Consider the following 15,243-nt stretch of genomic DNA (forward strand, 5'->3'; position numbering starts at 1 on the left):
GGTCAAGCGAAGAGGAACAGCACGAACCCGATGAGGGGCAGCGTCCCCTGGATGAGAGCCGCCCGCAGGTACCGCAGTCCCGTGGTGAGCAGCACCAGCGCTGCGGCCACCATCGATCCCAGCGCGAACAGCACGAGCGCGAGCCCTGCGGCGTGCACGGGCGCGGTGTCGCTTCCCGCGAAGAGCAGCACGAGCCCGATCACGACGCCGATGGCGAGGAACAGGTTGTAGAAGCCCTGGTTGTATGCCATCGGCTTCGTCGTGTCCGCGGCCGACTGGTCGGCCACACCGAACCGTTTCCAGATCTTGGGCTGCGTCCACTGGACGCTCTCCATCACGAAGATGTAGACGTGCAGCAGCGCGGCGAGCGCCGCGAAGACCGTTGCCAGAATCGCCACCATGAGCGAACCATATCGCCCCGGCTACGCTGAACAGCATGGCGAAGGGCGGGTCGCGTACAGGCGGACGAGGACGAGGCGCATCGGGCAAGCGTCCGGGCGCAGCATCCGGATCGTCCTCGAAGGCGAAGCCCGCCAAGACGCGGCGGCCGCAGCCGTCGCCCGGGCCGTCGCCGACGCCACCCCGCGAGCCCGCGATGCCCGCGACTTTCACCCTCGGCGCGATCCCGGGCGCGACGCCCGGCAAGTGGATCGACACCTGGAAAGATCGGATGCCGCAGACCACCCTCGAACTCGTGCCCCTGGTCGTCGCCGATCAGCGTCGCGCGCTCCTCGACGGCGAGGTCGACGCGGCGCTCGTGCGGCTGCCGCTCGACAAGGACGGCCTCCACGTCATCCCGCTGTACGACGAGGTTCCGGTCGTCGTGTGCGCGAAGGACTCGCACCTGACCGCTGCAGAGGACGAGCTCGACGCGGCGGATCTCGTGGGCGAGGTGCTCATCGTGCCGCAGGACGACGTGCTCGCCGTCCAGCTCCCCGGCACCGTCGCGCCGCGGTTCACCCCACCTGCCGACACCGGCGAGGCGATCGCCACCGTCGCGGCGGGTGTCGGGATCGTGGTGGTGCCGATGTCGGTCGCACGACTGCACCGTCGCAAGGACGTCGAATACCGTCCGCTGAGCGGGGGCCCGATCTCGACGGTGGCACTCGCGTGGGCGGCTGAGCGGACCACCCCCGCGGTCGAGGCCTTCGTCGGCATCGTGCGCGGGCGCACGGCCAACTCTTCGCGCGGCTGATCGCGGCTGCGCCGAACCATGGATTGAGGGGTGCCGCCCCAGTCCCATGCAGCACCCCTCGAGGATCGGCGGCGAAGACCCACAGCCGATTCTGCGTTCCCCAAGAAGGTCTTCTGTCAGCGCCCCCGACCCCCCGTCGGCCAAGCGCAAGCCGTTCCGATGACCAGGAGCATTCAGCATCCGTCCTGATACACGGAACGCGAAGAATCTTCTAGAAGCCGGCGCCGTGCACCTGGAACGGGGCGACGATGCCGGTACGGACGGATGCCGCGGCCAGTGCTTCCGAGGGGGCGACGCCCGCGGCGAGGCCCTCGTGGACCGCACCCAGCAGCTCGCACGCGTCGTCGTCGGCGACCACGACGGGAGCGGCGATGACGGCACGCGCACCGGCGTGCAACCAGATGCGTGTCATCCCGACCGCTTCCTCCCCCCAGCGCACGGACGAACGTCCCACCTCGCACGCCGAGAGGATGACGGTGTCGGGCACCACGGGGATGAGGTCGATGTCGTAGCCGAACAGCGTCCCGTCCGCGAGCTCGAACCCCGAGAACATGGGGTTGTCCAGTGCGTGCCGGCCGTGCGCGGCGACGTGCAGCACGTCGACCTCGCCCGCCAGAGCGGTGACGGCTCGCACCTCGGCCGCGTCGCCCGTGAGCACGGCGGGCTCACGCCACGAATCGGCCGCCAGCAGCACCTCCTCGTCGCCGCGCGGGACCCGCGGGCCCACGGCGAACCCCGCGCTCGCGGGGTGCCGATACGGCTGCTCGCGCCGCCGGAGCCACCCGCTCGCGGAGCCCGCCACCGAAATGGCGACGCCGCGGAACGCCGGCAGCATCGCCCAGGGCACCCCTGCCAGCACGCCCGGAATGGTCAGGGCGACGCGAGACGCGCCGGCGCGGGCGAGCCACGGCTCGAGCAGCGCTGCCGACAGGGCAGCCAGCCGATCGGTCAGCGACGCCCGCACGATCTCGGCCATCGGACCCGTGGAGACCGCAGCATGCACGTCGAGGTCCGCGCGAAGGCCCCGCATCACGCGGCGGCACGCCGCCCAGTCGAGCTCGGTCATTTCCGCGTCGTCGCTGTCGATGACGAGCACCGCCAGTCGCTCGCCATCGAAGACGAAGTTCGCGAGCGCCTCGCCCGGCTCGATCCCGGCCTGGACTTCGGCGAGGCTCACCCGGCGCTGAACCCCTGCGGCGCCCGTTCCGGACCACTGGTGCTCGCGCGCTCGATCCTGCAGGGCGCGCGCCCGGGGATCGGCCAGCCATCCGCCGTCGGGGCTGTTCATACGGAGGACCCGGAGCTCCGCCAGATCGGCCGCGAGCCCGGGATCAGGTGAAGGGCGCACCGGCATGACCCGCTCGCTGCCCAGTCGGGCCCGTTCCGACCAGTCGAACACCGTGTCTGGCCGACCCGACCTCAGCGCCGCGCCGATGCCCGCGGTGAGCAGACCGAGGCCGCGCATCATCACGGAGCCGTGCAGGTCGAGGCTGGCGCCGTCGCTGAACGACGCGTCGAGCAGGTCGAGGCCGCGTTGAGCGTGACGTCGTGCCTCCCCATCCCGGTGCCGCCGCATCGCATCGGCAGCGCGCAGCTCCTGCACCAGCAGGGCTGATTCCAGTCGGGTGTTCTTCGCGACCCGGAACGCGGGTGCCGCCGTGCCGCTCCCGCGCCGCACGCGCGCCAGTGCATCGGCGATGACGAGGACCTCCGCGTCGGCGGAGAAGCCCAGGTCTGCAAGCCGCCCCGCGACGCCGTCCACAGTGGCCTTCGCCGGCAGTCGCCCCGCGGGCGCGAGCGGATCGCCGGAGCGGTCGTGGTTCCTCGTCGACAACCGCGCGCGCAGGCGCACCGCCTCAGCGCGCGCGGCCCCGCCCGGGCTTCCCACGCGCCGGAACCGCCGGGCGGCGTTTCCGGCGACGGTGGCGGCGGCCTCGGGGTCGTGGTTCAGGAGAGAGCGCGCGAGCTGATACTCCGCGGCAGCGCGCTCGCTCGGCGCGTGGTGGCGCCCGAGCGACGCGGCGACGGCGACGAGGCTACGCTCGGCTTCCGTGGTCAGCCCGGCATCGCGCAACACCTCGGCGCGGTCGAGCTCGTTGATCGCCGCCCACAGTGCGGACTCGTTGTCGAGGGGTTCCCGCACCGACTGCATCGTCCTCAGCGCGGCGACGAGGTCGCCGGCGAGCATGAGCGCGTAGCCGCGGTTGTGGACCGCGAGATTCGCCTCCTGCTCGAGGCCCGCGGACCGGTAGACCTCCTCCGCCGCTTCGAGATCCTCGATCGCTGCGTCGAGCTTGCCTGTCTGCATCAGTGCGATGCTGCGGTTCACGCGTGTGTTGGCCTGGCGCACGGGCTCGTCGGACAGGCCGTGGATGCTCTTGCCGAACCATCCGATCGCTTCGTCGATCCGGCCTCGCTCGGTTGCGAGCATCCCGAGCTGCCCCTGCAGCTGCGCGACGGCCCCGGCCGAGAGGCCCGGCCGATCGAGGGCCTCGAGGCAGGTGCGCTCGCCGGCATCGACGTCGCCCAGCCGCGCCAGGACGTAGGCCGTCGTGCCGGCGATGCGCGCGCTGAGTTCGGTGTCCCTGTCGGCATCCGCGGCTTCGGCGGCCGACATGAGCGCGCGCTTGGCCTCGAGGTAGCTGCCACGGGTCGCCAGATGGCGTCCCTGCTGATACAGCTGATCGGCGCTCTCCTCCACAGAGCCATGATGGACCCGCCCGCCGCCCGATGGCGAGCGGCAGGCGGGTCCGCCGATGGGCTACTTCGTCTTCTTGGACCGGTCCGCGTCGACCACCCTCTTCAGCGCCTTCTCGATCACCGCATCCGTCGACTCGGGCACGGCGCTCGGGTTCATCAGCACAGAGCTCAACGCCTGGGCGATGACGCCGGAGACATACGGCGCGGCGAACGAGGTCCCGCTCCAGATGGCGAATCCGCCCGAATGGTCGTCCGGGTCGAGGCTCAGGCGCACGCGGTCTTCGGTGTCGGCGCTGGAGCCCGCCTGTACGCCGCCCTGGAACCTCGGGAAGGTGCTGACGATCGACGTTCCCGGCGCGAAGTGCGTGACCCACGGCCCGACGTTGCTGTACAGCGCCGCGGAGGTGCCCTGCGGGTTGAGCGCGCCGACGGCGAGGTGGCGCGCGAGGCCCTCGGCGTCGTCGAGGCCGAGGTCGGGGTCGCCCCCTTCCCAGAGCGCTGCGGGGAACGCCGGCCGCGCCGTTGCGTCGTTGCCCGCCGAACAGACGATCGCACAGCCCTTCGCCCTCAGTCGGACGAGCGCCTTGTACAGCCGATCGCTGTACTGCCCGTCTTCGGGGGTCTCGTGGTAGTAACCCAGCGAGAGGTTCACGACATCGACCTTGTTCTTGTCGGTGTCAGCCTCGACCCAGTCCGCCAGCTCCTCCAGCGCGATGATCAACTCGTTCTCGAGCGCTGTACCGTTGCTGTCGGCCACCCGGATCGCGATGATCTCCGCCTCCGGCGCCACCTGACGGACGATGCCGCTGACGAAGGTGCCATGGCCTGAAGCCGCGTCGAGATACCCGTCAAGAGGGCCGGACTGGTCGCCGTGCACCTCCGGGTCAGTCAGGGGATCCTGCATGCCGATGAGCTGTCCGTCGGGCAGCTTGCCGCGATAGACGATGGCTGTGGAGTCCGCGGCCACGCCGGGCCCCGCCTCTCCCGCCCCGAACGGCGGAAGCCACCGATGCTTGCCGCAGCCGGTGTCGACGACAGCCACGACCGGCCTCCTCCCGGGGAACTTCGCCTCCGAGCGCACCGGATCGGGTCCGATGTACGACACGATCTCGAGGCCGCCGTTACCGGGATACGCGTAGCCGTCCGTGCCCGAGGGGTTCGTGATCGAGTGCGGGTTCGTGATGCTGTGCGGATTCGTGATCGAGTGCGGGTTCGTGATCGAGTGCGGATTCAGTCCGATCGGATCGACCGTCAGGACGTGGTCCAGGCTCACGTTGCGCAGCCGCGTCTCGGGTGCCAGCGATTTCTCCGGACCGCGGGATCGCACCGGCGGACGCCGGGAGGCGAATTCCTCTCGCTGGTTGGCCGCCTCGACCGCGACCTTGCGGCGCACCTCCGCCCGGACCCGGGTCTCTTCCGCCGCGTCGGTGAGCGCCCGCTCGCGGGTCGCTCCCCCGGACCGCTGGTCGATCTCCGCCTGCTCGATCTCGAGTCGCCGCGCGTGCTGGAGCAGGCGCCAGGCGTCGACAGGCGGCACCGGCTCGTCGTCGCGCGTCGGACTCGGCAGCTGGATGATCGTCGCCTTCCACAGGTCGTCCTTCGACGAGTCCTCGGGGCGGATGCGGTCGACCTCCAAGTCCCAGCCGAGCTCCTGCGCTGCGGCGAGCAGGGTGTTCTCGGAGTCGGTCCTGTCGCCGAAGATCAGCAGATGCCCCGGCGCGTACGCGCTCGGGAACGCCTCGTAGCCCGGCACCACGTTGCGCGTCGGGTCGAGAACCACTCCGCGAGGCGCTCCGGCTTTGACCCGGTCCCGCCAGGATCCGCTTGCGCTGGCCATATCGTCTTCTCCTCACACACGTGGGAGCCGCGGCCCCCAGGCCGCGGCATCCGTTTCTTCGTATCTCGAACTGGTTGTCAGACTTCGAACTGCGGGGTCTGGAAGTCGCGCAGCGTGCCGTCGGCGTCGCGCACCACCAGGCGAAGCCGCGCCATCCCGGGCGTGACCTCGTCGAAGGCGAAGCGTCCGTGCTCGCCTGGTTCGGCCGACCACTCACGGTCGCCCTGGATGAGACGGATGGCCAGGGCCGTGGCATCCACCCATCCGTCCACGCGCCGGTCGCCGCCTTCGGTGGCGGTCACGTGCAGCAGCACGCTGGTCGTGCCGTCGCTGAACTGGAGCGTCGCCGTGTCGGTCTCTCCGCGCACGGCCGCGAACGTCCCCTCCACGAGTGTCAGGAGCGCATACTCCCGCGACAGGTCCTCGACGGCGACCGCGGCGACCATCTGGTCCACCAGGTCGGCCGGCACGGGGTCGACGTCCTCCCACATGCGCCGCATCCGTGCGAAGAGCGCGGCGTCGGCCGCAAAGTCTTCAGTTTCCATCGTCGTCACCTCTCCATCCGTCTCCCTCGAGTACGGCGCGTAGCTTCGCGAGGCAGCGCTGGCGGGTCGGTCCGATCGATCCGATGGGCATCGCGAGGTCTTCGGCGATGCGGGCATAGTCGGGGCGATCCTCGAACGCGACGATCCGCAGCAGGCGCTGGCATCGTTCGTTGAGCGTTCCGACCGCTGTCCAGAGGCGACGGGTCTCGTCGTCCTGCGCGGCGGTCTGCTCGGCGGATTCGTGGACCGGAAGGTGCGGTTCGAGCGACTCGGCCTCTGTCGCATCGGCACGCCGATGCTGTTTGCCGACCCGCCACGCCTCACGGCGCGCGCACATCGTGAGCCACCCCGACACCGCGAGCGGGTCGTTGATGGTCTCGTGACGGCGTACGAGCGTCAGCCAGGTCGTCTGCACGACGTCCTGCGCCAACGAATGATCGAGCCCGTACGCCCTCACGACGTGCCATAACGGCGGCGTCATCAGGCGGACGAGTTCGTCCATCGCACGGCTGTCGCCTTCACGCCACCGCACGAAGAGTGCGGCGGCGCGCTCCCATCGCGCCGGCTCCACGGAGTCGACGGATGGTTCGGCGCCAGCCTGCGTCATAGCGCCCATTCTGTCCACACCATGCCCGAGCGCGATAGTGCGGGTTTGATACACGGAGACCGCCCGAATACCGACCATTTCAGCCGTCTCGCAGGGTTCGGGAGCGGAGACCTAGACTGCGTGCATGACGACCGCGCCGTTGCTCTATGTCTGCGTGCGCCCGCAGCTGGGTGCGGCGGCCGCCGAATACGAGTCCTTCCGCACCGCGATGCACCTCGACGAGAGCCGCCTGGCTCGCCACGACCTGGTGCGCGATCCGCTTCCCGACGACGTCTTCGAGCGCTACTCCGGCTTCCTTGTCGGCGGCAGTCCGTTCAACGTCACTGACCCCGAATCGACCAAGACCGACGCGCAGCGGCGCCTGGAGGCCGGTCTCGCGCGCATCGCCGAACGCACCGCCACGGGCGATGGACCGGCCGCCCTGTTCACCTGCTACGGCATCGGCATCGCCACCCGCACGCTCGGCGGCACGGTGAGCCGTGCCTTCCCCGAGGACACCGGCCCCGTGGCGGTGGCGCTCACGAAGCAGGCCTCGGCCGACCCGCTGTTCGGCGCCCTCGCGAATCGCTTCACGGCGCTCACCGCCCACAAGGAGGGGACCGAGAGCCTGCCGCCGGGCGCGGTTCTGCTGGCGAGGAACGACGGATGCCCCGTGCAGGCGTACCGCGTGGGCGACCGGCTCTACGCGACCCAGTTCCACCCCGAGCCGACCACGAAGGCGTTCACCGAGCGCATGGCGGTCTACCGCGACGACGGCTACTTCGATTCCGCGGACTACGACGCGATCGCCGGACGCGTGCTCGCGGCATCCGTCACGGAGCCCACGCGTCTGCTGCGCGCGTTCGCCGACCGCTTCGCACCCGCCTGATCACACCTCGGCGTTGCGGACCGCGGTCAGCTCGCGCGCTGCGGTGCCGATGAGCGCCGTGCCGAGGATCACGGCCGCGACGACGATCGCCGTCACCCCGATCGCGGTGCTCTGCGGCTCGCCCTCGAGCCGGCCGACCGCGAGCCAGATCAGCCCCCACGCGAGAGCGAGCGCCGGCCCGAGGCGCCAGCGGCTCGCGATCTCGATCCCGAGTCCGATGGCAGCGACGGCGATGAGGACGACCACGCCCCACAGGTCCGCCGACGCCTCCCACTCGGGCGGTCCGATCGAGGTCAGCCAGGCCGCGACGTTCGCGACGGTGGCGAGCGTCACCCAGCCGAGGTGGAGGCCCGTGACTCCGTCGACCAGCAGCCGATCGGCCCAGCCGTCAGCGGGCTCGATGACGGTGCGGCTGAACGTGACGCCCAGGAGCGCGAGCAGCACGATGATCGCCAGCACCGTCAGCGCGAGCGAGCCGAACTGCGCCGTCACGAGCCAGAGTCCGTTGAGCGCCATCGTGCCGGCGATGAGGTACCCGAGCGCCCGCTGCCGCTCGCTGCCGCGCTGGCGCGGCAGCGCCTGCCACACCGTGTAGGCGAACAGGCCGACGTAGATCGCGGTCCAGATCGAGAACGCCGGCCGCGCCGGCGCGAGGTACGAGCCGTCCTGGTCGAGCGCGCCGTCCTGCAGCGCCTGCACCGGCGTGCCGCCGAACAGGCCGGTTCCGACCATGGCGGCCACGATCATGAAGCAGAACGCGCTGATGACGATGATCTGCCGGGCGAGGTCCTTGGCGGTCATGCTCACACGGTAGGGCGCGGGTCACCCCGCCACGAGGGCTCTTGACATCCCGCGCCGCGGCAGATAGCGAGCGGGCTCACGAGCCGCGGGGCGGGTCGAGCAGCAGGGCGACCCGCTCCGAGAGATAGGCCTCGAGAGGCATGAGCCCTCCGGCGGCGCTCCACCGCACGCTGGGCACGCCGTCGGAGGAGAAGAGCGGGGCGGATGCCTCGCCCCTGTCGACCGCGCCGGGCTGCAGCATCCGCCATCCGATGTGCACGGTCTCGCCCTCCGCGAAGCCGCCGCGACGTGCGGCGGCAGCGAGCTCGGCGCGCTGCCGCTGGGACTCGGCGGTGTAGCCGCCCCGGGCCTCGTGCCGGGCGCGGAGGATGTCGCCGGTCGCGAAGAGGGCGTCGTCGGTGAGGAGCAGCACGCCCAGGTGCCACGCGTCGCCGCGCCGCTCGATGCGGGGAGCGCGTGCCACTCCCAGGAACCGCTTGGGCACGATCAGTTCTCCGAGCGCTTCACGGGGCACGTCGGTGAGCCGCGAGCGCGCGGCGTCGAGCAGGTCGAGGGCGGTCACGCCATGTCGTCCAGGAGTGATGGGCTGGCCTTCAGCCTCTCGCCGCGCAGCGCCATGCCGACCAGCGGGAACAGCAGCACCGATAGCATGCCGCCCGCGACGAGCACGGTCTGCTGCGTCGTGCCGAGGATCTTCTCGTCCACTCCGATCTGGGTCACGGCGACGATGATCGGAAGCCCCGTCGCCCCGAGCAAGGCGACGGAGAGCCGCTCACGGCGTGTGGATCCCGCGGGCGCCGCGAGCGTCGACGGCAGACCGCGGACCACGAACAGCGCGACGAGCACCAGCGGCACGAGCCAGAAGAGGGCCGGATCGTCGAGCAGCCCCTGCAGGTCGAACGTGATGCCGGTGTACACGAAGAAGATGGGCACGAGGAACCCGAACGCGACGCCCTCGATCTTGCTCTCGACGGCGTGACGGTCGTGCTCGGAGGCGTCGCGCATGAGCAGACGCCAGATGATGCCCGCGGTGAAGGCGCCGAGCAGCATGTCGAGGTCGAGGATGACGCTCAGCGCGACGAGAGCGGCGAGGATCACGAACACCACGCGGATCGCGAACTGCCCCGACGTGTGCAGCGTGGAGTTGACGAACGAGTGCATGGCGCCGCGGGGCACGCGGAAGGCGAGCCAGAGAGCGAGGCCGGCGAACACGGCGAAGAGTGCCAGCACGATCGTCGACAGGCCCGGCTCGCGTCCGCCGAGGAAGATCGAGATCGCGATGAGAGGCCCGAACTCGCCGACGGCGCCGATCGCCGCGACCGCCTTGCCGAACGGGGTGGGAAGCTCGCCGGCATCCCGCAGGATCGGCAGGAGGGTCCCGAGTGCCGTCGAGCACAGCGCCACGCCGATCACGATGGCGGCCTCGCCGGGGGCGAGCAGCCATCCTGCCGCGACGCCGGCCGCGAGGCTGATGAGCCAGCCGAGCGACGCGCGCACGCCGAGCCGCCCGCGGAACGACCCGAACTCGATCTCGGTGCCGGCGACGAAGAACAGCATCGCCAGGCCGAAGTTCGCGAGCGTGTCGACGAAGGCGTTGGGCCCCGTCCATCCCAGCACCGCCGGACCGATCAGGATGCCGAGCAAGAGCTCGAACACCACCACCGGAACCCGCACCCAGTGGCCGATCCCGCGCGCAAGCAGGGGCGCGAGCACGGCCATCAGCGGGATCAGCAGGAGCGTCGAGGGTGTCATACCGTCCACGCGAACAGACTAGCCAGCCGGGGTCACCCCGCCGAGACCCCGTCGAGCCAGCGGAGCATCGCAGGCAGTGCCAGATAGGCCACCGTCCCGTGGCTCGCGAACGGGATCTCGTGGTACGTCACGTCCATGCCGAGGTCGGCCTCGTGCTGCGCGAACTCCGTCGTGTCGGACGGCACGACGAGCCCGTCCTCGAGCCCCTGGGCCAGGAACAGCGGGGCATCGAACGCGGTCGCCCCCGCCGAGTTCGCTTCCAGCAGGCTCGCCCACGGTTCGGTCTTCGTGGGATCGCTCGTCGTGAAGTCGCCCACGAGCGGCTGGCCGATCTCATGGAGCTCCGGGATGTTGGTGAGCAGGCACAGCTCGTTCATGCGCGGCACGATCTGTTGCGCGGTCGGCGTGAGGATCACGTCGAGGGATGCCTCGGGGTACACGTCCGCGTAGGCGGTGAACGCGTACGACCCGATGGTCACCCCCGAGATGTCGTCGAGGTGCGCGCTCATGAGGCCGGGCAGGTCGGCGGCCGGCGCCGCGGCGGCGACGGCCTGGATGTCGAGCTCGGGCGCGTAGTCGGCCGCCTGCTGAGCGGCGAAGAGCACCGCCTGACCACCCTGCGAGTGGCCCCACAGCACGACCCGCTCGCTCGCGCGGGCGTCCGGGACGGAGCGGGCGGCCCGCACGGCGTCGAGCACCGCGTTGCCGCCGGTGACGCCGACGAGGTACGAGTCGATACCGGCCGTGCCCATGCCGACGTAGTCGGTCGCGACGACCGCGTACCCGCGGTCGAGCAGGAACCTCAGCCCCTCGATGCCGATGAACGGGTCGAAGCCGTACGACGGCGCGCAGTCCCGGGCCGCGCCGGTCGTGGGATGCCCCCACGACACGACGGTGCGCCCCGACGACGGCGCCGGCGTCAGCGGAGCGACGAGCACGCCGGTTGCGACCGCCGCATCGCCGTGCACGTCGGTGGTGCGGTACATGATCCGCCACGCCCGCGCGGCGAGCGGAGCGCCGAGGAGCGCATCGACCTTCACGAGCGAGCCCGGCTCGCCGTCGGCGGCGTCGTCGGGCTGGGCGTAGAACGCGTCGATCCCGGGGCGCTCGAGCGCGTCACCGACGAGCCGCGCCTCCTCGGCCGCGACGACCCCGCCCACGACGGCGAGCGTCGCCGCCACGAAGGCGAAGACGAATCGCTGTCGGCGCGCGCGGCGCGTCGAGGTCCCCATTGCTGCGACGCTATCGCGTCCGGCGCGGGGAGCGCACGCGTCGCGGCGTGCGCTCCCGCGCTGCGAGCGGTCAGTGCTCGAGCTGCTCAGCGGGCGGCGTGAGCTCTGCCCGGTTGCGCTGGTGGCCGATCAGCGCGAGGATCACGCCCCCGACGAGCCAGGCACCCAGGATCGTCCATTGCGCCCAGGTGGAGGCATCCGGGAAGTACATCACCGATCGCAGCAGGTTCGCCGATGCCCCCGGGACGAAGAACTGGCCCACGGCGCCCCACGGCTCGGGAAGGAACTGCGGCGGCAGTGCGGCACCGGCGATCGGGTTGGCGATGAACATCGTGATGACCGCGCCGACGGCGATCCCGGGAGGACCCATCAGGGCGGCGAGCCCGACGATGAGCGCCGAGGTCGCCGTCACGCCCAGGCCGAGCACGGCGGCGTTGAGCAGCCAGTCCCCGGTGAGGATGCCGAACCAGGTCTGCATCACGAGCGCGATCAGTGCGCCGGCGGCGATGCCGAAGACGACCAGTCCCACCAGGCGGCGCACGACGCCCTGCACGAGCAGCGTCAGCAGGATGCCGCCGAGCATGCCACCCAGCACCATCGGGAAGACGGATGCCCCGAGCCCGGCGCCCGTGCTGTCGCCATCGGCCAGCGGCACGACGTCGGTGACGGTGACCGTGGGGATCACCGGCGCGGCACCCGAGGCGCCGTCGGGCAGCTGCGGCATCTGCCCCGACTTCAGCGCTCCGACGATCGCGGTGAGCTGGTCGGTCAGCGCGGTCTTGGCGGCCGTGTCGATCTGCGACTGCAGCTGGGTGGCGACGCCGCGCAGCGCCTGCGCGGCGACGGGGCTCGCCGCCGTCGCGATGAGCACCTCGGGCTCGTCGCCCAGCAGGATCGCGCCGTACAGCTCACGGGACTCGATCTGCGACACCGCGTCGTCGCGCGAGTCGACCTCGTGGAGGTCGAACGGCGCGGGGTCCTGTTCGGCGAGCTTGTCCTCGACGGCGGTCACGGCCTCGGCGGGTCCTGAGATGCCGACCGGCAGGTTCTGCGGTTGCGAGGTGGCTGCGGGCCAGACGAATGCCATCACGATGACGGCGACGATCAACGAGCCGAGCAGTCCGAACAGCGCCGCGACACCCCACTTCGTGCGGCGTGCGGGTGCGGCATCCACCGATGCCGCGTCACGATGAGCGTTCATCGCGTCCTCCTAAAAAGAATGATGATTCTGTTTGTGAGAATAACAGAATGGGTATTCTGTTTCCATGCCCAAGGTGTCGGAGGAGTACCGCGAGGCCCGCCGCGAGGAGATCGCCCAGGCCGCGCTGCGCGTGCTGGAGCGCAATGGCGTGCGCGACACGTCCATCGCCGACATCGTCGCCGAGTCGGGCCTGTCGACGGGCGCGATCTACTCGCACTTCACGAACAAGGCCGAACTCGCCCGCTACGTCGTGGGACGCTACCTGCTCCCCCGCATCGACGCCCTCGAAGAGGCCGGGCAGCGCGGCCAGCTGGTGACGCCGCGGCAGGCGCTCCAGGGCATGCTCTCGATGTTCGCGGAAGTGGGGCTGTCGCCCTCGCTCATCCTGCAGTTCTGGGGCGAGGCGATGGTCGAGCCCGGCGTCCACGACGAGATGCTGCGCACCGCCGGGCGCCTGCGAGCCTCCCTCGCTCTCGCGATCGGACCGTGGGCGCGCACACAGACCGCGGGCGAGACGGATGCCGCATCCCTCGCCGCCGAGACCGCCCGTTCGATCGCCGCTCTCGCGCAGGGCTACATCGCCAACAGCGCGGTCTTCGGCCCCCGCACCGTCGACGACTACCTCGAGAGCACCGCCGCCGTCCTCGCGAGCTGACCCGCCCACGACCGCGGGCCCGCGGCACGACAACGAGGGGGTGACGTCAGACCGGACGGGCCTCGGCGTCGTCGACGCGCAGGCGCGCAGCATCCGGAGCCCTCTCGGCGGGAGCCGGCATCGACGTGATCTCGCGCACGGCCACGGGCGCGGTCTGGCCCGCGCCGCCGCCTCGGATCTGCCGGTGCAGGCGCTCCATACGGGCGTCGAGCTCGGCGGCGGTCTCGGCGGCGTCCTTGAGGCTCTCGAGCAGCTCGTCGGGCACGCGCGTCGCGTACTTGTAGTAGATCTTGTGCTCGAGGCTCGCCCAGAAGTCCATCGCGATGGTGCGGAACTGCACCTCGACCGGCACCTCGATGCGCCCGGTCGACAGGAACACCGGCACCTCGAGGATCGCGTGCAGGCTCTTGTAGCCGTTGGACTTCGGGGACGCGATGTAGTCCTTGACCTGCAGGACGCGCACGTCGTCCTGCGCGGTCAGCAGGTCGAAGAGGCGGTACACGTCGGCCGTGAAGCTGCACGTGATGCGGATGCCGGCGATGTCGGTGATGCTCCGGCGGATCGAGGCGAAGTCCCCGTCGATGCCCTTGCGCTGCACCTTCTCGACCAGGCTGTCGGGCGACTTCACGCGGCTGGACACGTGCTCGATCGGGTTGTAGTCGTGCGTCAGCAGGAACTCGTCGCGCAGGATGCCGATCTTCGTCTCGACCTCCTGCAGGCCGAACCGGTACTCCATCATGAAGCGCTGCAGCTCGTCCCGGAGCTCCCTGAGCTCGCTCGGCGAGACCGTGATCTCACCCTCGTCGGACGCCGTCGCGGGCACCAGAGGTGCGGGAGTCGCCATGCCTTTCACGCTAGGCGGCGGTTCTACGAGAGTCCTGTGAGACACGGATGCCGTGTCCCAGCGTTCGCGCTCAGGTCAGGCGTCGTCGAGGGCGCGCTGGGCGCGCTCGTTCGCCTGGGCGGCGTCCCGGGCCTTCGCGGCGGCCTCGGACTGCTCGCGCTCCACGACGTCGAGCTTCTCGACGGCGGCCCGCTCGTCACCTTCGAGGGCGGCGAGGTCGCGGCGGAGGTCGTCGATGCGCTCCCGCACATGGTCGACCCGCTCCTGCGCCTTCGCGCGACGCGCGTCGACGCGGGCGAGCTCGCGCTCCGCCTCGTTCGCGAGGCGCTCGGCCTCGCGCGCCGCCTTCTCCGCCGCCTTGCGCGCGCGGCGCTCGGCGAGGTCGTCGCGCGGGGGCGCGGCGACCGCTCCCGGGAGCGACCCGCCCACGGCGTCGGCGAGCCCGGCCGGCTCGATGTCGCCCGCCTCCAGCGGCTTGACGAGCCGGGCCGTCAGGACGGCGGCCGCGGCCGAGGCATCCATCACCGCCGCGTTGATCGTCTTCTCGACGTCGTCGCGCGCGGCCGTGCTGAGGGTGGCGCCGGCCTCTTCGGCGAGCCCGACCGCCTGCTTCGCGAGAGCGGCCACCAGCTGACGTCGTTGGCGGCCGAGGCGCGCCAGCTCGGCGGCGTCGAGGTCGTCCTGCGCCTCGCGGAGGGCGGCCGACAGCTCCACGGCGTCGGCGAGCTGCCCGTCGCGGGCCAGCAGGTTGACGGCCCACGCCGAGACAGTAGGCTTGCGCAGCGCCTTGAGCCGCTTGGCCAGCGCCGGTGCCGCGAGCCCCGCACGGGCATTGCGGGCGGCCGTGAACTCCGCCGGCGGGAGGGCGTACAGCTCCGCGGCGATCGCGTCGAGCCTGTCAGCTCCGTCGGCGTCGGCATCCATGCGCCCATTGTGCCGCCCCCGCGCTCCTCGCTCGGCCTATCGCCGCGCCAGGCCTCTCCGTTCGTTCGTCACGGATGTACGC

The 15,243-nt window shown here is 71.2% G+C and carries 15 protein-coding genes; 3 read left to right on the forward strand and 12 right to left on the reverse strand.

Features of this window, described 5'->3' with window-relative positions:
• Nucleotides 1-2 precede the first annotated feature (2 nt).
• Nucleotides 3-401 carry a DUF1304 domain-containing protein gene (locus ACFC1K_RS11380; protein WP_310288167.1) on the reverse strand — a complete coding sequence of 133 codons (399 nt, stop codon included), beginning with the start codon at nucleotides 399-401 and terminating at the stop codon, nucleotides 3-5.
• Nucleotides 402-436: 35 nt separating this feature from the next.
• On the opposite strand from ACFC1K_RS11380, the gene ACFC1K_RS11385 reads away from it, so the two are divergent.
• Entirely contained in the window at nucleotides 437-1,195 is a 759-nt protein-coding gene (locus ACFC1K_RS11385) for a LysR substrate-binding domain-containing protein (protein ID WP_375871688.1), read from the forward strand.
• 211 nt (nucleotides 1,196-1,406) lie between these two features.
• Here the strand turns inward: ACFC1K_RS11385 and ACFC1K_RS11390 are convergent, their stop codons facing one another.
• The 4 genes from ACFC1K_RS11390 to ACFC1K_RS11405 form a co-directional block, all read right to left on the reverse strand.
• Nucleotides 1,407-3,896, reverse strand: a complete 2,490-nt coding sequence (locus ACFC1K_RS11390) for a CHAT domain-containing protein (RefSeq protein ID WP_375871689.1) — start codon at nucleotides 3,894-3,896, stop codon at nucleotides 1,407-1,409.
• 60 nt (nucleotides 3,897-3,956) lie between these two features.
• Nucleotides 3,957-5,675, reverse strand: a complete 1,719-nt coding sequence (locus ACFC1K_RS11395) for a S8 family serine peptidase (RefSeq protein WP_375871690.1) — start codon at nucleotides 5,673-5,675, stop codon at nucleotides 3,957-3,959.
• A 134-nt stretch (nucleotides 5,676-5,809) separates the two neighbouring features.
• The gene (locus ACFC1K_RS11400; protein ID WP_310288158.1) at nucleotides 5,810-6,277 is read right to left on the reverse strand and encodes a hypothetical protein; all 468 of its coding nucleotides are present in this window, start codon (nucleotides 6,275-6,277) and stop codon (nucleotides 5,810-5,812) included.
• Nucleotides 6,267-6,884: an RNA polymerase sigma factor gene (locus tag ACFC1K_RS11405; RefSeq protein WP_045301345.1), complete on the reverse strand. Its 618-nt coding sequence runs from the start codon at nucleotides 6,882-6,884 to the stop codon at nucleotides 6,267-6,269. Before ACFC1K_RS11405 ends, ACFC1K_RS11400 begins: the two co-directional genes overlap by 11 nt.
• Before the next feature lie 124 nt (nucleotides 6,885-7,008).
• Here ACFC1K_RS11405 and ACFC1K_RS11410 point away from each other — a divergent pair, with 124 nt between their 5' ends.
• The gene (locus ACFC1K_RS11410; protein ID WP_375871691.1) at nucleotides 7,009-7,752 is read left to right on the forward strand and encodes a GMP synthase; all 744 of its coding nucleotides are present in this window, start codon (nucleotides 7,009-7,011) and stop codon (nucleotides 7,750-7,752) included.
• Here the strand turns inward: ACFC1K_RS11410 and ACFC1K_RS11415 are convergent, their stop codons facing one another.
• The 5 genes from ACFC1K_RS11415 to ACFC1K_RS11435 form a co-directional block, all read right to left on the reverse strand.
• Nucleotides 7,753-8,553 carry a tryptophan-rich sensory protein gene (locus tag ACFC1K_RS11415; protein ID WP_375871692.1) on the reverse strand — a complete coding sequence of 267 codons (801 nt, stop codon included), beginning with the start codon at nucleotides 8,551-8,553 and terminating at the stop codon, nucleotides 7,753-7,755.
• Between the two features lie 76 nt (nucleotides 8,554-8,629).
• Nucleotides 8,630-9,115, reverse strand: a complete 486-nt coding sequence (locus ACFC1K_RS11420) for a glutaminase (RefSeq protein ID WP_375871693.1) — start codon at nucleotides 9,113-9,115, stop codon at nucleotides 8,630-8,632.
• Complete coding sequence (locus ACFC1K_RS11425; RefSeq protein WP_310289989.1) at nucleotides 9,112-10,305, reverse strand: cation:proton antiporter; 1,194 nt, start codon at nucleotides 10,303-10,305, stop codon at nucleotides 9,112-9,114. The genes ACFC1K_RS11420 and ACFC1K_RS11425 overlap by 4 nt, the downstream gene beginning before the upstream one ends.
• A 32-nt stretch (nucleotides 10,306-10,337) precedes the next feature.
• Nucleotides 10,338-11,537: a lipase family protein gene (locus tag ACFC1K_RS11430; RefSeq protein ID WP_375871694.1), complete on the reverse strand. Its 1,200-nt coding sequence runs from the start codon at nucleotides 11,535-11,537 to the stop codon at nucleotides 10,338-10,340.
• A 70-nt stretch (nucleotides 11,538-11,607) separates the two neighbouring features.
• Complete coding sequence (locus tag ACFC1K_RS11435) at nucleotides 11,608-12,738, reverse strand: hypothetical protein (RefSeq protein WP_375871695.1); 1,131 nt, start codon at nucleotides 12,736-12,738, stop codon at nucleotides 11,608-11,610.
• Between the two features lie 64 nt (nucleotides 12,739-12,802).
• Here ACFC1K_RS11435 and ACFC1K_RS11440 point away from each other — a divergent pair, with 64 nt between their 5' ends.
• On the forward strand, nucleotides 12,803-13,393 hold the full coding sequence (locus ACFC1K_RS11440; RefSeq protein WP_375871696.1) for a TetR/AcrR family transcriptional regulator: 591 nt from the start codon (nucleotides 12,803-12,805) through the stop codon (nucleotides 13,391-13,393).
• A 46-nt stretch (nucleotides 13,394-13,439) separates the two neighbouring features.
• On the opposite strand, the gene ACFC1K_RS11445 is transcribed toward ACFC1K_RS11440, so the two are convergent.
• On the reverse strand, nucleotides 13,440-14,237 hold the full coding sequence (locus ACFC1K_RS11445; RefSeq protein ID WP_310288137.1) for a GTP pyrophosphokinase family protein: 798 nt from the start codon (nucleotides 14,235-14,237) through the stop codon (nucleotides 13,440-13,442).
• A gap of 75 nt (nucleotides 14,238-14,312) precedes the next feature.
• Complete coding sequence (locus ACFC1K_RS11450; RefSeq protein WP_375871697.1) at nucleotides 14,313-15,161, reverse strand: transposase; 849 nt, start codon at nucleotides 15,159-15,161, stop codon at nucleotides 14,313-14,315.
• Nucleotides 15,162-15,243 lie beyond the last annotated feature (82 nt).

This window comes from Microbacterium sp. NPDC056057 (genome assembly GCF_042266945.1).
In the GTDB taxonomy this organism is placed as follows: domain Bacteria; phylum Actinomycetota; class Actinomycetes; order Actinomycetales; family Microbacteriaceae; genus Microbacterium; species Microbacterium trichothecenolyticum_C.

What these genes read in the sequence shown, in the direction of transcription:
- ACFC1K_RS11415 (WP_375871692.1), bottom strand. Translation starts at nt 8,553, where the DNA reads ATGACCGCCAAGGACCTCGCCCGGCAGATCATCGTCATCAGCGCGTTC.
- ACFC1K_RS11425 (WP_310289989.1), bottom strand. Translation starts at nt 10,305, where the DNA reads ATGACACCCTCGACGCTCCTGCTGATCCCGCTGATGGCCGTGCTCGCG.
- ACFC1K_RS11435 (WP_375871695.1), bottom strand. Translation starts at nt 12,738, where the DNA reads ATGAACGCTCATCGTGACGCGGCATCGGTGGATGCCGCACCCGCACGC.
- ACFC1K_RS11405 (WP_045301345.1), bottom strand. Translation starts at nt 6,884, where the DNA reads ATGACGCAGGCTGGCGCCGAACCATCCGTCGACTCCGTGGAGCCGGCG.
- ACFC1K_RS11385 (WP_375871688.1), top strand. Translation starts at nt 437, where the DNA reads ATGGCGAAGGGCGGGTCGCGTACAGGCGGACGAGGACGAGGCGCATCG.
- ACFC1K_RS11445 (WP_310288137.1), bottom strand. Translation starts at nt 14,237, where the DNA reads ATGGCGACTCCCGCACCTCTGGTGCCCGCGACGGCGTCCGACGAGGGT.
- ACFC1K_RS11450 (WP_375871697.1), bottom strand. Translation starts at nt 15,161, where the DNA reads ATGGATGCCGACGCCGACGGAGCTGACAGGCTCGACGCGATCGCCGCG.
- ACFC1K_RS11400 (WP_310288158.1), bottom strand. Translation starts at nt 6,277, where the DNA reads ATGGAAACTGAAGACTTTGCGGCCGACGCCGCGCTCTTCGCACGGATG.
- ACFC1K_RS11410 (WP_375871691.1), top strand. Translation starts at nt 7,009, where the DNA reads ATGACGACCGCGCCGTTGCTCTATGTCTGCGTGCGCCCGCAGCTGGGT.
- ACFC1K_RS11440 (WP_375871696.1), top strand. Translation starts at nt 12,803, where the DNA reads ATGCCCAAGGTGTCGGAGGAGTACCGCGAGGCCCGCCGCGAGGAGATC.
- ACFC1K_RS11380 (WP_310288167.1), bottom strand. Translation starts at nt 401, where the DNA reads ATGGTGGCGATTCTGGCAACGGTCTTCGCGGCGCTCGCCGCGCTGCTG.
- ACFC1K_RS11430 (WP_375871694.1), bottom strand. Translation starts at nt 11,537, where the DNA reads ATGGGGACCTCGACGCGCCGCGCGCGCCGACAGCGATTCGTCTTCGCC.